Here is a 15,253-nt window from a genome sequence, read left to right on the forward strand (position 1 = left end):
TTATCCTGACGCGCATCTTGCAGATGCGTACAGCATATTCGAGTATCTTTACCTGCATCATACGATTTTGTCAGTAGATTTCCACTCACCGTTTTTGAGTGAAGATTCTCCGCAATGAGCGACAACATCTGGTCGCCAGCTGCGCTCAGCCGCTGTCGACTCATCATTGCCCTTTGCACTAAACATAAATCTGCCCGAAATGGGTGTTCATGAACGGAAGCTTTACTCATCATTGACCAATAGGAAAAAGTTGATCAACCAAGTAACACAGGTAAGATATATCTAATCCGAATCATTAAGAAGCACTATGCAAGTGAGGGTCCTATGGGGATTCCAGGAAATTATTACCTTAAGGGTTATATAGATGATTCCAGGCCAGGCCACATCGAGACGCTCTTTCAGGCAACATTCTCTGGCACAGAAGAAGTTGTTGCATCCTGCCCCCTTTTACCCGAAGAAGTTTTTCTCTTGGTCGAACGGCTTTACTGGACCTCGATTGATGGCGACACGATTTATAAAAACGATGACAGCGGTACTAAATTAATTCTAAAATATCCTTTTTCACGATTTTGGGATGTTATTACAAATAACTTTGCTATAGCACAATATTCTGAGCATTACGGGCTTTCTTTTCAGCTAAATTTGAGAGAGAAACTCAATCTCGATAACCTGCGATTCCCTCATTTCATCCGCATCACACTGCCGGGAAACTCGATTGGTGACGAATTTAACAAAATAAAAACACGCCCTCATCATGCTGGTATTGATCATTTCGAATGCCGCTCAGATATAATTTCTCATGCTACATATGTAGAAGGAATGTTGTACAAAATAATAATTAATAGTGGACTGTCAGTAACCGGGTCCATTGATGAAATGACATTTAATGAGAAAATAGTATTTTGCAGAAATAACAAGCTACTCAAGATGAAACTTATTAATATAGTCTGGCTTTTGAAAAATTTAAGAAATGAGGCAGCCCATCAATTTTCCTTTGAAATTGATGACTCTTCAGAAAGTCATCTAGAAATAAAACCCGTCAGCGAAAAACTGTTAGTCGGGATAAAAGAGTTTGTTAAAACCTGCGAGAAGCGATATGGTTTGACAGCAGCTAAGATACATCGCTTTGATAATAGCTTTCGAATGCTTGCGGGAGAGCTAAATGAAGCAGCTAACCTTACCCAGGTCATTACTCTGGGAAAGCAGTTCCCGGTCGAACTATCTAGTTATTTTTACGGATAATGGAAACTACAAATTATCAACGCTAGCAGAGAATTCAGAACCGAGTATGAGTCAATCTAAGATATCCGGCCATCCCCGTTGATAATGGTTAGCGAACTCCCTTCAATGTTGGCATGGTTAAATGTTCGCTCAAGGGAATTGTGGTTTTCAGGGATCTGAGCTTTTGACCCATAACGTATCTTCGTGAAAGAGACACCTTTCACGAATAACAAAAATCCACGCTCTGGCGTGGATTTTTTTCATAACGCTGCACTTCACATTAATAACCAGCCGCTGACTGCCAGGGCGGGCAATCTCACCCGACTACCCCTGCTCTGCCGCTATTAAATAGGGCGCAATGCTCGCTAATTTCTCCCGGGTTTCCGTCAGTTCGCGTTCCGGCGTAGATTGCGCGATGATCCCCGCCCCCGCCTGTATCCAGCTGCGCTGGCTGTCCTGAAATACGGAACGCAGGACTAGCGCCGCATCAAAGCGCGTATCGTCCAGCAGCAGGATTGCGCCGGAATAAAGCTCTCGCGGCGTCTTCTCAATTTGCATAATCGCGTTCAGAGCAGCATTTTTAGGGATACCTGAGGCGGTAATCGACGGAAACAGCACGGTAAACGCATCCCAGGCATCCTTGTTTTCCGCAAGCTGACCGCTCACGCCAGACCCCAGATGCTGAACGCTGCCGCGCTGGCGAACCGACATTAAATCTTCAACCACCACGCTGCCCGGCAGGCAAACGGCCTCCAGTTCAGCAATCGCTTCTTTGACAGAAAGGATATGCTCAAGCACCTCTTTACTGTCGTGCAGCAGTTCTGCCTCTTTCGCCTTATTATGCTCCGGGTTTCCCATGCGATCGCGGGTGCCCGCAAGCGGTTCAGTGACCACTTTATTGCCCGTCACTGACATCACCAGTTCCGGGCTAAAGCCCAGCGCTTCGCGTCCTTCCTGACGGAACATAAACGACCGCACAGGCGTGTTTGCCTGCCGCCCGTATAACAGCGTGGCGGGCATATCAATCCGCGATGGCAGGGGAATGGCGCGCGAGACAATCACTTTGACATACTCGCCACGGCGGATCTCCGCAACGGCGCGCGCAACCTGTTGTTTATACGCCTCGCCATTGAGGGCGGTATCCACCGCCAGTGGTGCGTTCTGCGTCGTTGTACTGGCCTCTTTTACCCACTCGCACAAACGTCGGCACCCGTCGGCGGAGTCCGCATAAACGGTGACATTTCCCTTTTCAAAAATAAGTTCTTCACGGGGAACGGTTAACGTCAGCAACGGCCACTCCCCGGCGTTAAAGGCAATCCCCCGCGCATGCGCCGCAAAGTTGAACCCAACCTGTCCATAAACCCGACGTCCTTTCACCTGAGGATGTGCCATAAAACGACGCGCGCAGTCGGCAATGGAATCCACCGCCCATTTTTGCTCCCCGGCATCATCAATAAATGTCGCCTGCGTTCCATCGGCATTAATGTGCAACCGTGCCTGGCACCCTTTGCCTAAATACCAACAGGGTTGACGCTCATAGACATAACATTCTTCTTCTGCGAACTGGCGTAAAACGCCAGAAATCGTCGGCAGCCATTGTTCCTCTGGTAACGCCAGGTGTAGAAATTCACTGATTTTCATCCCTTACCTCTCTGTGTTATTCCCGGATCAATCAATTGCGCTTGTCATCAGTTCTCTTGCCGAATGCAGCCGGATATAAGCAACCCACGCCGCCAGCAACGTGAATGCCCCGGCAAACAGGAAGCAGGCCGCATAGCCAAAATGTTGAGCAACAACGCCACCGATAACGCCTGCCAGAATGGCGATTGCCGCGTCAGTACATTGAAAGAGGGTGAAGTCGACACCGGCCTGCAAAGGCGATGAAAGCGACATCAGCGTGGCGTAAAGACAGACCAGCGCGCAGGCCAGCGAAATGGACTGGACAATGACCAGACACTGGAGAATCGGCAGCAGCAGATGACCCGGCGCCATCATGAGCGTCATCACCACCGCCAGCAGCGCGATCCCCTGGACGCCATAAGCCGTCAACAGCGCTCTGCCGGGTGAGGTGTATTTCATCAGCAATCCGCCGGCCAGCGTTCCTGCTATGCCCGCTGCAATATTGCCGCCGCTGAACAGCGCGCCCAACGCGGACATGCTTAACCCATGATCCAACAACAGCGGCGCCAGAAGAGGCAGCACAAACCGCATGCCTGAATTCAGCATCAATACCAGCAGTAAGCCCAGGCGCGCCTGCTTCCTCCTTAGCGCATAACCTAACGCCGGAACATGCGGGATAGTCGCTGTTCGCGTCGGCTCCGTAATGCGCCACAGCGGGAGTGACAGCGCCATAATCAGCACCGCCATCATCAGCATGGCGACAGGCCAGCCGGATGCCGCCGACAGCATCAGAAACACCCCGCCGCCGCACATCATTCCCAGATAGCTGCCGCCGACCTGCACGCTGTTTCCCCAGCCGTAACCCGCGCGGGTCAGTTGATCGACGCAAAAGCCGTCGCTGGCGATATCAATGGTGGAGGCGACCGTGCCTGCCACCATAAACAGAACAAATAACGCGACGATTTGCGTATCGGGGAATCCCCCTTCTCGCCCAAACCAGCCAATCGCTGCGGCAATAGTCAGGATCGCCGCTAGCGCGACCTGACCACGCAGGATTAACATGCGGGAACGGCGTTCCTGGCTACCGGGCGGAAGCCGCCAGCGCTCGATCCACGGCGCCCAAATAAACTTCAGCGCCCAGGGCAGCATGAACAGGGTTGTCGCACCGGCAAGCGCCAGCGATCCGCCAGCAGCGCGCACCAGCGCGGGTAAGGACTGCATAGACAGCGCCGATACCAGGCTCTGCGTCACATAGACGCCGGCAATAGCAAAAATCACCCGCCCGGTCGTCAACGTCAGCGGTTTCACATTCGACTGAACATCACTCATGCACCCACTCTCCAGACGCGGAAACCCCATCGTCGCGCCACACGCGCGCGGCCATTTGCGCCTGCCACAGCGCCTGATAACGTCCATGACGGGAGATCAATTGCGCATGAGTACCCTGCTCAACCACCTGTCCCTCTTCCATCACCAGAATGTTTCCGGCCCCGGCGATGGTGGATAAACGGTGAGCGATGATAATCACCGTCCGGTTGTGAACCAGGTTATCGATCGCTTTTTGCACCGCCAGCTCGCTTTCAATATCCAGCGCGGCGGTCGGTTCATCGAGAATGACGACCGGCGCGTTTTTCAATAACGCTCTGGCAATGGAAATCCGCTGGCGCTCGCCGCCCGATAGCTGGCCGCCCATCTCCCCCATTGGCGTCAGCCAGCCTTGCGGAAGACGGGAAATAAACTCAAGGCACTGCGCCGCGCGGGCGGCCTCTTCCACCTCCTGTCGCGTCGCCTGTGGGCGCGCGATACGGATATTCGCCAGCAGCGTGTCATCAAACAGCCAGACATCCTGGAAAACAACAGAAATCAGGCTATTGAGCTGTTCCGGCGTCAGGCGGCGAATATCGACGCCGCCAATAGAAATCTGCCCTTGCTGCGGATCGGCATAGCGCATTAACAGTTTAGTGACCGTGGTTTTGCCTGCGCCGGAGGCGCCCACCAGCGCGCTCATACTGGCCGCCGGGAACGTCAAAGAAACATGATTAAGCGCGTGGCCGTCGCCTTCTTCGTAGCGATAGCTGACGTTGTCAAAGCGGATATCGTAACGTTCCGGCATCTCGCTTTGCTCTGCGACGGGAAGCGGCGCTATCGCCATAAACTGCTCAATCCGTTGCAGGGCGCTGGCGATCAGTTCCACAACCGAGGTGTAGCTGATAAACATCGCCATCGGTTCTGCAAAGCGCATAATCATCGCGACGGCGGCAATCAGAAAGGCGAGGTTCAGAGTGCCCGTCACCACCCAGACGATCCCGGATAACACCACCACCTGTAGGCCCAACTCCACGACGCTGGCGATCAGCATCGTCGCGCCAGCGCCCTGACGGTGAGTGCGGGTCTGTAAGTTTTCCAGCGCATTGAAATGCGCCAGCAGCGCCCGGCTTTTATCGGCATCGCTGCCGCAGGTGCGCAATACCATCATCCCCTGAGCAAATTCAACGATATCACCGCTCAGCCGCTGGTGCGCTTCCCCCAGCGTCTGCATTTGTCGCCGCATCGCCGGGCGGCGCCAGTAATAAAACGGCACCAGCAGAGGGAAGATCAGCAACATCACCAGCCCCAGCCGCCAGTCTATCCACAATGTCGCCAGCGACGCCGTCAGCGGCGTGACAATGGTGAGCAGCAAAATATTGGCTATCGCAATAACATAATTGAGGTTTTCATCCACGCTGCCCAGCAGCAAGGCGTTCATTTCGCCCGCCCTGCCACGCTGGAGCTTCTCCAGCGGCACGCGGCGTAACTGCTCGCCAAGTCGCAGGCGCAACTCATGGGTGGCCTGCGCCAGATGACCACGGTATTCAAAGCCCAGACCAGACCAGCGTAGCGCCAGCGTCACAATCGCGGCAACGCTGAAGGCCACAGCCCAGTTGAGAAGTTGCGGCGCGTCTCCCCGTAACAGCGCATCAATGATCGGATAAAGACAGGCAAAGGCGATCCCCTGCATGAATGCCGCCAGCAACAGCGCCAGCATACTGCGCCGCAGCATCCTGGCCTGACTGCCAACGCTGGAGATAAGCTGGCGCCAGATGACGCGCCAGGCCAGGTTATCCGCAGGATTATTGTCTTTCATTTTCCACCACCTCTTCCTGTATTCCACCCGGCACCCAATGCTGCGCCTGCTGATAGTGTTGCCAGAGCCGTTGATACAGGCCGCCCTGCGCCAACAGTTGCGTATGGTTCCCCATTTCCCTGAGCTGTCCGTCGGAAAACAGCAATATCACATCGGCCTGAGTCACCATTGAAAGACGATGCGCGACCATGATGACCGTCCGGCCGCGCATGGCCGCCGCGAGCGCCTTGATAAGCGCCGCTTCGTTTTCCGGGTCAGCAAACGCCGTCGCCTCATCGAGCACCAGGATGGGGCGATCCTGCAAAAGCGCCCGGGCGATAGTGATGCGCTGCCGCTGGCCGCCGGAGAGAAATACCCCGCGTTCCCCGACTCGCGTGTTGTAACCTTCTGGCAGCGCGCTAATAAAATCATGGGCCTGCGCCACTCTGGCCGCCGCTATTACCGCCTCCAGCGGCGTATCCGGCGCGCCCAGACGAATGTTATTGGCTATCGTGTCGGCAAAAAGGAAGTTGTCCTGAAACACAAACGAGAGTTGCTTCATCAGGGTGTCCGTCTGCATATCACGCAGATCCACGCCGCCAATACGGATATGGCCTTTGTCCGGGTCGGCGTAACGCAGCAGCAAGCGCGCCACGGTGCTTTTTCCGGCGCCGCTTGGCCCGACCAGCGCCACAATTTGCCCGGCAGGTACATGAAAGCTCACCTCCTGCAACGCGGCGCCAGTACGCGCTTGCGGATAATGAAAGCTCACCTGCTCAAAGGTAATGCTCGCCTCTTGCGGCTGCTGGTCAGACTGCGGCAGCGATAACTCCGGCATTGCGAGAACCTGATAAATACGTTGAATGCTTAAACGCGTTTGCGCGACCAGGTTATTGAGCATCATCATTGGCATTACGGCTTCGGCCATTCCGCTGCCCAGCAGTAAAACGGCCACCCACGCGATAAAATCGAGACTGCCATAGTGCAACAGGCCGTATCCCGACCAGATCAGGACAAACAGGGTCGGGAGAGGATTCAGAATCGAGAAGGAAAAACGCGCTGAAAAACCGGCTTTGCGATACCAGGTTTTGAGCACATCGACCCACTCTTCAAGGGCGCGTTGATAGCGCAAAAAACTGGTGCTGCCGCTATCAAACGTTCTCACCACGGGCATGGCCTGCACGAACTCAATAACCGCCGCACTGACCTGCTCGCGCGCCTTATGATAACGCTGAGCCATATCTTCCGAACGCTGGCGGGCAAGCACGAGAACAACCGAGCCAAACGCCAGTACCCCCAGCGTCGCGATTGCCAGCCGCCAGTCCAGCCAGAACAAGATAACGATTGTCGCCAGCGGCATGATGATCGCGCGGGCATAGAGCGGCGTGCTGTCGGCCACAAAAATATGCAGTGACTTCACGTCATCCAGCATCACTTTCGCCACTGACCCGCTGCCCATTTGCTGTAACACGCCAGGCGGAAGCTGCAATGCTTTACGGGCTAATCTGCTGCGCAGAATGTTCTCCAGATGAAAAGCCGCGTAATGAGAGGTGTTGAACGCCTGTAAGCGCAGAACAAAAGTTAAGACCACGCAGCCGATCACGCCGCCCAGCGGCCAGGCCGGAATAGCGTCAGGCGTCGCGCGAATGTCACGCAGGCTCCACGCCAGAAAAAGGAGCGCCCCCAGGCTGGTTAATGCCGCCAGCCCCGCCAGCGCCATAGCTAAAATAACCTTCCTGCGAACCGGTGTAATCACCTGCCAGAGAGGAAATCGGGACAGCGATTCAGTATTGGATGATTGAGATGACATGGGAGTAACTGAATTTCCTGATGAATTTTTACGGACGCCAAAAACGACAATTCAGGGTGGCGTTCTGAGAATTAATGTGAATAATAACCATTATCAATAACTCATCTACCCCATTCGGTTCTATTTATACCCGCATTGGTCTAAGCCACAGGGAGATAACCAGGTCATGACGGAGTCACCGCAAACGCAATCTGAAATCTCTATTCACCAGTTGGTGGTCGGGAAACCTGCAAACGATGGCAATATTCCTGCTCAGTGTGAACTGCTGCGCTGTTCGTTGCAGGAAGGTATGGATATTTTGCTCTGGAGGGGCCATTTTGCGCGGCCTGAGACGTTGCAGCTACACGACGATCTGGGCAGGATTAACTTCTCGTGCATCCTGGAAGGCACATCGCGCTTTGCGATTCAGGGACTCAGGCGCCACACCGACTGGGAGCTTGCGCGCAATCGCCATTACATTACCCATACGCCAGACTGCCGCGGCAGCGCCTCCTATTGTGGCCGATTCGAGAGCATTACCCTCTCCTTCAGCCCTGAAACCCTCGCGCTGTGGGTGCCGGATATTAGCGCGGTCATTAAGAATAAGATCGACTCCCACTGCTGTTGCCAGCAGCAGCGTTGTAATGCTGAAACCCATTTAACGGCTCAGGCTTTGCGTCACGCGCTGATGCGCATGCACGGCGGCTTCAGCCATGAACAAAAGCCGTCGACGCTATGGTTGCAGGGGCAAAGTCTGGTCATGCTCAGTCTGGTGCTGGATGAACATCGCGAAGACGCCAGTTGCCTCTCCTGCCACTTCAACCCGATGGAACGTCAGAAACTGCTGCGGGCGAAGGATCTGCTGCTGGCTGATCTGACGCAAGCGCCGGGCGTCGCGGAGCTGGCCAGAGAGTCCGGTCTGAGCGTTCTCAAAATTAAGCGAGGCTTCCGCGTTCTGTTCAACAACAGCGTCTATGGCCTGTTTCAGGCTGAACGAATGCAGGAAGCCAGAAGACGCCTGGCCAACGGCAATACTTCCGTCATGACGGTGGCGGCCGATCTGGGCTATGCCAACGCCAGCCATTTCTCTGCCGCCTTCCAGAAACAGTTTGGCGTAACCCCTTCGACCTTTAAACGCGTGATGTAACCGGGGTCGCCCCCCCCTAAATTCCTCCCTGACAGAGGCCCGGATACCCCATCCGGGCCTCTGTTCTTTCCGCCTGTTACCAACCCGAAACGGGCATAAATAAACCCGTTTCGGGTAGCATCCAATTGTTAATAATTATTATTCTCATGTGAGCAATGCTTTTCGGTAAGACGTGCCATCAGGAGGAAGAATGATTTCTGGCGCACCATCTCAGGATTCGCTGTTACCGGACAACCGCCACGCGGCTGATTACCAACAATTACGCGAGCGGCTTATACAGGAACTGAATTTAACGCCGCAGCAGTTACATGAAGAGAGCAATCTGATCCAGGCCGGCCTGGATTCCATAAGGTTGATGAGATGGTTACACTGGTTTCGTAAAAATGGCTACCGCCTTACCCTTCGCGAGCTGTATGCCGCCCCCACGCTGGCGGCATGGAACCAGTTAATGCTCAGCCGGTCGCCGGAGAACGCGGAAGAAGAAACGCCGCCCGACGAATCATCCTGGCCGAATATGACCGAAAGTACCCCCTTCCCATTGACGCCGGTACAGCACGCCTACCTGACGGGCCGCATGCCGGGGCAGACGCTTGGCGGCGTGGGTTGCCACCTGTATCAGGAGTTTGAAGGCCATTGTCTGACGGCGTCGCAGCTGGAGCAGGCCATTACGACCTTGCTGCAACGCCACCCAATGCTGCATATCGCCTTTCGCCCCGACGGGCAGCAGGTCTGGCTACCGCAACCTTACTGGAACGGCGTCACCGTTCATGATTTACGCCATAACGACGCTGAAAGCCGCCAGGCCTATCTGGACGCACTGCGCCAGCGCCTGAGCCACCGTCTTTTACGCGTGGAGATCGGCGAAACGTTTGATTTTCAGCTGACGCTCTTGCCGGACAATCGCCACCGCCTCCATGTCAATATTGACCTGCTGATTATGGATGCCTCCAGCTTTACGCTTTTCTTCGATGAGCTTAACGCCCTGCTGGCCGGAGAATCGCTGTCGGCTATCGACACCCGCTATGATTTCCGCTCGTATTTGCTGCACCAGCAGAAGATCAATCAACCACTGAGAGACGACGCGCGCGCTTACTGGCTGGCGAAAGCATCGACGCTTCCCCCCGCGCCCGTCTTGCCGCTGGCCTGCGAACCCGCCACGCTGCGTGAAGTCCGTAATACCCGGCGCCGCATGATTGTCCCGGCAACACGCTGGCACGCCTTTAGCAACCGGGCCGGCGAGTATGGCGTGACGCCGACAATGGCGCTGGCGACCTGTTTTTCTGCCGTGCTGGCTCGCTGGGGCGGCCTGACGCGTCTGCTGCTTAACATCACCTTATTCGACCGCCAGCCGCTGCACCCGGCGGTTGGCGCAATGCTTGCCGACTTCACCAATATTCTTCTGCTGGATACCGCCTGCGATGGCGATACCGTCAGCAACCTGGCGCGTAAAAACCAGCTCACGTTTACGGAGGACTGGGAGCATCGCCACTGGTCCGGCGTCGAGCTACTCCGTGAACTCAAACGCCAGCAGCGCTACCCCCACGGCGCCCCGGTGGTATTTACCAGCAATCTGGGGAGTTCCCTCTACAGCAGCCGCGCAGAATCGCCGTTGGGCGAGCCGGAATGGGGCATCTCGCAAACGCCGCAGGTCTGGATAGATCATCTGGCGTTCGAGCATCACGGCGAGGTCTGGCTGCAATGGGACAGCAACGACGCGCTGTTCCCTCCGGCGTTAGTCGAAACATTGTTCGACGCCTACTGCCAGTTGATTAACCAACTCTGCGATGACGAAAGCGCCTGGCAAAAGCCGTTCGCAGATATGATGCCCGCCAGCCAGCGCGCGATACGCGAACGGGTCAACGCCACCGGCGCCCCCATTCCCGAAGGTTTGCTGCATGAAGGCATTTTCCGTATCGCTCTGCAACAGCCGCAGGCGCTGGCGGTAACGGACATGCGTTATCAGTGGAATTATCATGAGCTGACAGACTATGCCCGCCGTTGCGCAGGCAGGTTAATCGAGTGCGGGGTTCAGCCCGGCGATAATGTGGCTATCACGATGTCGAAAGGCGCAGGACAACTTGTTGCGGTTCTGGCCGTCCTGCTGGCCGGGGCGGTTTACGTTCCGGTTTCGCTGGACCAGCCTGCCGCACGGCGCGAGAAAATCTACGCTGACGCCAGCGTCCGGCTGGTGCTCATTTGCCAGCACGACGCCAGCGCCGGGTCAGACGATATTCCCGTCCTTGCCTGGCAGCAGGCCATTGAGGCGGAGCCGATCGTCAACCCGGTGGTACGCGCCCCCACGCAACCGGCCTACATTATCTACACTTCCGGCTCTACCGGCACGCCGAAAGGGGTAGTCATTTCTCACCGGGGAGCGCTCAACACCTGTTGCGATATCAATACCCGCTATCAGGTTGGCCCGCATGACAGGGTGCTGGCCCTCTCCGCCCTGCATTTTGATTTATCGGTTTACGACATTTTTGGCGTACTGCGCGCGGGCGGCGCGCTGGTGATGGTGATGGAAAATCAACGGCGCGATCCTCACGCATGGTGTGAGCTGATCCAGCGCCATCAGGTCACGCTCTGGAACAGCGTCCCGGCGCTGTTCGATATGCTGCTGACCTGGTGTGAAGGTTTCGCCGACGCCACGCCGGAAAACCTGCGCGCAGTGATGCTTTCCGGCGACTGGATCGGGCTTGACCTCCCCGCCCGTTATCGGGCCTTCCGGCCACAAGGACAATTTATCGCGATGGGCGGCGCCACCGAGGCGTCTATCTGGTCTAACGCCTGCGAAATTCACGACGTCCCCGCCCACTGGCGCTCCATCCCTTACGGTTTTCCGCTAACCAACCAACGCTACCGGGTGGTGGATGAACGGGGCCGGGACTGCCCTGACTGGGTGCCGGGCGAATTATGGATTGGCGGCATCGGGGTCGCGGAAGGCTATTTCAACGACCCCCTGCGCAGCGAGCAGCAATTTTTGACGCTCCCGGACGAGCGCTGGTATCGCACCGGCGATCTCGGCTGCTACTGGCCAGACGGCACAATCGAGTTCCTCGGTCGTCGCGACAAGCAGGTCAAAGTCGGAGGATATCGCATCGAGCTGGGCGAAATCGAAAGCGCGCTCAGCCAGCTGGCGGGGGTGAAACAAGCAACCGTTCTGGCGATCGGCGAAAAAGAAAAAACGCTGGCGGCATACGTTGTTCCTCAGGGCGAGGCTTTTTGCGTTACCGATCATCGGAACCCGGCACTGCCGCAGGCGTGGCACACGCTTGCGGGAACGTTGCCCTGTTGCGCCATCTCGCCAGAGATCTCCGCAGAACAGGTAGCCGATTTCCTTCAGCATCGCCTGTTAAAACTAAAGCCGGGTCACACCGCTGGCGCCGATCCTCTCCCCCTGATGAACTCACTCGCTATCCAGCCGCGCTGGCAGGCCGTGGTGGAACGCTGGTTAGCATTTCTGGTGACGCAACGGCGACTGAAGCCCGCTGCTGAAGGTTATCAGGTCTGCGCTGGTGAAGAACGCGAGGATGAGCACCCGCATTTCAGCGGACATGACTTAACCTTATCGCAAATTCTTCGCGGCGCCCGTGACGAACTGTCGTTACTGAACGACGCGCAGTGGTCGCCGGAAAGCCTGGCCTTCAACCATCCGGCCAGCGCCCCGTATATTCAGGAACTGGCGACAATTTGCCAACAGCTTGCACAGCGCTTACAGCGCCCGGTACGCCTGCTTGAGGTGGGAACCCGCACCGGCCGCGCCGCAGAATCGCTGTTGGCACAGCTCAACGCCGGACAGATTGAGTATGTCGGGCTTGAGCAGAGCCAGGAGATGCTGCTGAGCGCCCGGCAGAGGCTTGCCCCCTGGCCTGGCGCTCATCTGTCCCCCTGGAATGCAGACACGCTGGCGGCGCACGCTCACTCGGCGGACATTATCTGGCTTAATAACGCCCTGCATCGTCTGCTGCCGGAAGATCCCGGGCTCCTTGCGACATTACAACAGCTTGCCGTTCCCGGCGCGCTGCTCTACGTGATGGAGTTTCGCCAGTTAACGCCGTCCGTCTTGCTCAGCACGCTTCTGTTAACCGATGGGCAGCCGGAGGCCTTGCTGCATAACAGCGCCGACTGGGCGGCATTATTTAGCGCAGCCGCCTTCAATTGTCAGCATGGCGATGAGGTCGCGGGGTTACAACGCTTCCTCGTACAATGTCCTGACAGGCAGGTGCGCCGCGATCCCCGTCAACTTCAGGCCGCCCTCGCCGGGCGCCTGCCGGGGTGGATGGTGCCGCAACGGATCGTCTTCCTCGACGCCTTACCGCTGACGGCTAACGGGAAGATTGACTATCAGGCGCTGAAGCGTCGTCATACCCCTGAAGCGGAAAACCAGGCCGAAGCGGATTTACCCCAGGGCGACATTGAAAAACAGGTTGCCGCCCTCTGGCAGCAACTCTTATCGACTGGCAATGTCACCAGAGAAACCGACTTCTTCCAGCAAGGCGGCGATAGCCTGCTGGCGACCCGTCTGACCGGGCAACTTCATCAGGCAGGTTATGAAGCGCAATTAAGCGACCTGTTTAATCATCCCCGGCTGGCGGATTTTGCCGCCACGCTGCGGAAAACCGACGTCCCGGTCGAACAACCATTCGTCCACTCCCCTGAAGATCGCTACCAGCCCTTTGCGCTTACCGACGTGCAGCAGGCTTACCTGGTGGGGCGTCAGCCAGGCTTTGCCCTGGGCGGCGTCGGCTCACATTTCTTTGTTGAATTTGAAATTGCCGATCTGGATCTCACCCGGCTGGAGACGGTCTGGAACCGATTAATCGCCCGCCACGATATGCTGCGCGCCGTCGTGCGTGATGGACAGCAACAGGTGCTCGAACAGACGCCCCCCTGGGTGATACCCGCACACACCCTCCATACGCCTGAAGAGGCGTTGCGGGTGCGCGAAAAACTGGCGCATCAGGTACTCAACCCCGAAGTGTGGCCGGTATTCGATCTCCAGGTCGGATACGTGGACGGGATGCCCGCCCGCCTGTGGCTGTGTCTGGATAACCTGTTGCTTGACGGTCTGAGCATGCAGATCCTGCTGGCGGAACTGGAGCACGGCTACCGCTACCCGCAGCAGCAGCTTCCGCCGCTGCCCGTCACCTTCAGGGATTATCTGCAACAGCCCTCGCTACAGTCGCCCAATCCAGATTCTCTGGCATGGTGGCAGGCGCAGCTTGATGATATTCCTCCAGCGCCTGCGTTGCCGCTGCGCTGCTTGCCTCAGGAAGTTGAAACACCGCGCTTCGCCCGCCTGAACGGCGCGCTGGACAGCACGCGCTGGCATCGGCTGAAAAAACGGGCGGCTGACGCCCATCTCACCCCGTCGGCCGTGCTGTTGTCGGTGTGGTCAACGGTTCTCTCTGCATGGAGTGCGCAGCCTGAGTTCACGCTTAACCTTACGCTTTTCGACAGGCGACCGCTGCACCCGCAAATCAACCAGATTCTGGGCGATTTCACCTCGCTGATGCTGCTGAGCTGGCATCCCGGCGAAAGCTGGCTGCACAGCGCGCAGTCACTACAGCAGCGGCTGAGCCAGAACCTCAACCACCGCGATGTGTCGGCCATCCGCGTGATGCGTCAACTGGCGCAACGGCAAAACGTGCCAGCCATTCCGATGCCCGTCGTCTTTACCAGCGCGCTGGGCTTTGAGCAGGATAACTTCCTCGCCCGGCGTAATCTGCTCAAACCGGTTTGGGGCATCTCCCAGACGCCGCAGGTCTGGCTCGATCACCAGGTTTATGAATCCGAAGGCGAACTGCGCTTTAACTGGGATTTTGTCGCCGCGCTGTTTCCTGCCGGGCAGGTGGAGCGCCAGTTTGAACAATATTGCGCATTGCTAAACCGAATGGCCGAGGATGAAAGCGGCTGGCGACTGCCGCTCGCCGCGCTGGTGCCTCCCGTTAAACACGCAGGGCAATGCGCAGAGCGCCCACCGCGCGTATGCCCTGAGCACTCTCAGCCACACATTGCGGCGGACGAGAGCACCGTCAGCCTGATTTGCGACGCCTTCCGCGAGGTGGTTGGCGAGTCTGTCACACCCGCAGAAAACTTCTTTGAGGCGGGGGCAACGTCACTGAATCTGGTGCAATTGCACGTTTTGTTACAACGTCACGAATTTTCCACCCTGACGTTGCTTGACCTCTTCACCCACCCTTCTCCTGCCGCCCTGGCCGATTATCTGGCCGGCGTCGCCACGGTGGAGAAAACAAAACGTCCTCGCCCTGTTCGCCGTCGTCAGCGGCGGATATAGCGCGAAGCAAACTGATTTTCCCCGGAACGCCATCGCGAACGCCTGGCGTTCCATTGACTTTGTGAATCTTAGGAA

At 56.8% G+C, this 15,253-nt stretch carries 7 protein-coding genes; 3 read left to right on the forward strand and 4 right to left on the reverse strand.

Annotation, left to right across the window (positions count from 1 at the left end; genetic code table 11):
* Positions 1-324: 324 nt before the first annotated feature.
* Positions 325-1,242 (forward strand): hypothetical protein, encoded by a 918-nt coding sequence (locus OGX93_RS04745; protein ID WP_286449585.1) that lies wholly within the window; start codon positions 325-327, stop codon positions 1,240-1,242.
* Between the two features lie 303 nt (positions 1,243-1,545).
* On the opposite strand, the gene ybtS is transcribed toward OGX93_RS04745, so the two are convergent.
* From ybtS to ybtP, 4 genes are read right to left on the reverse strand one after another with little or no spacing between them, the layout of a single operon-like run.
* Positions 1,546-2,862 carry a yersiniabactin biosynthesis salicylate synthase Irp9/YbtS gene (gene ybtS / locus OGX93_RS04750; protein ID WP_286449586.1) on the reverse strand — a complete coding sequence of 439 codons (1,317 nt, stop codon included), beginning with the start codon at positions 2,860-2,862 and terminating at the stop codon, positions 1,546-1,548.
* Positions 2,863-2,889: 27 nt separating this feature from the next.
* Complete coding sequence (gene ybtX / locus OGX93_RS04755) at positions 2,890-4,170, reverse strand: yersiniabactin-associated zinc MFS transporter YbtX (RefSeq protein ID WP_200030130.1); 1,281 nt, start codon at positions 4,168-4,170, stop codon at positions 2,890-2,892.
* Entirely contained in the window at positions 4,163-5,965 is a 1,803-nt protein-coding gene (gene ybtQ, locus OGX93_RS04760) for a yersiniabactin ABC transporter ATP-binding/permease protein YbtQ (RefSeq protein ID WP_286449587.1), read from the reverse strand. The genes ybtX and ybtQ overlap by 8 nt, the downstream gene beginning before the upstream one ends.
* Positions 5,952-7,664: a yersiniabactin ABC transporter ATP-binding/permease protein YbtP gene (ybtP, locus tag OGX93_RS04765; protein ID WP_286449597.1), complete on the reverse strand. Its 1,713-nt coding sequence runs from the start codon at positions 7,662-7,664 to the stop codon at positions 5,952-5,954. The genes ybtQ and ybtP overlap by 14 nt, the downstream gene beginning before the upstream one ends.
* A gap of 256 nt (positions 7,665-7,920) precedes the next feature.
* On the opposite strand from ybtP, the gene ybtA reads away from it, so the two are divergent.
* Positions 7,921-8,880 carry a yersiniabactin transcriptional regulator YbtA gene (gene ybtA, locus OGX93_RS04770; RefSeq protein WP_000140406.1) on the forward strand — a complete coding sequence of 320 codons (960 nt, stop codon included), beginning with the start codon at positions 7,921-7,923 and terminating at the stop codon, positions 8,878-8,880.
* A gap of 190 nt (positions 8,881-9,070) precedes the next feature.
* Positions 9,071-15,178, forward strand: a complete 6,108-nt coding sequence (gene irp2, locus OGX93_RS04775; RefSeq protein WP_286449588.1) for a yersiniabactin non-ribosomal peptide synthetase HMWP2 — start codon at positions 9,071-9,073, stop codon at positions 15,176-15,178.
* Positions 15,179-15,253: the final 75 nt, after the last annotated feature.

This window comes from Citrobacter sp. CK195 (assembly GCF_030333365.1).
Lineage (GTDB): Bacteria > Pseudomonadota > Gammaproteobacteria > Enterobacterales > Enterobacteriaceae > Citrobacter_B > Citrobacter_B koseri.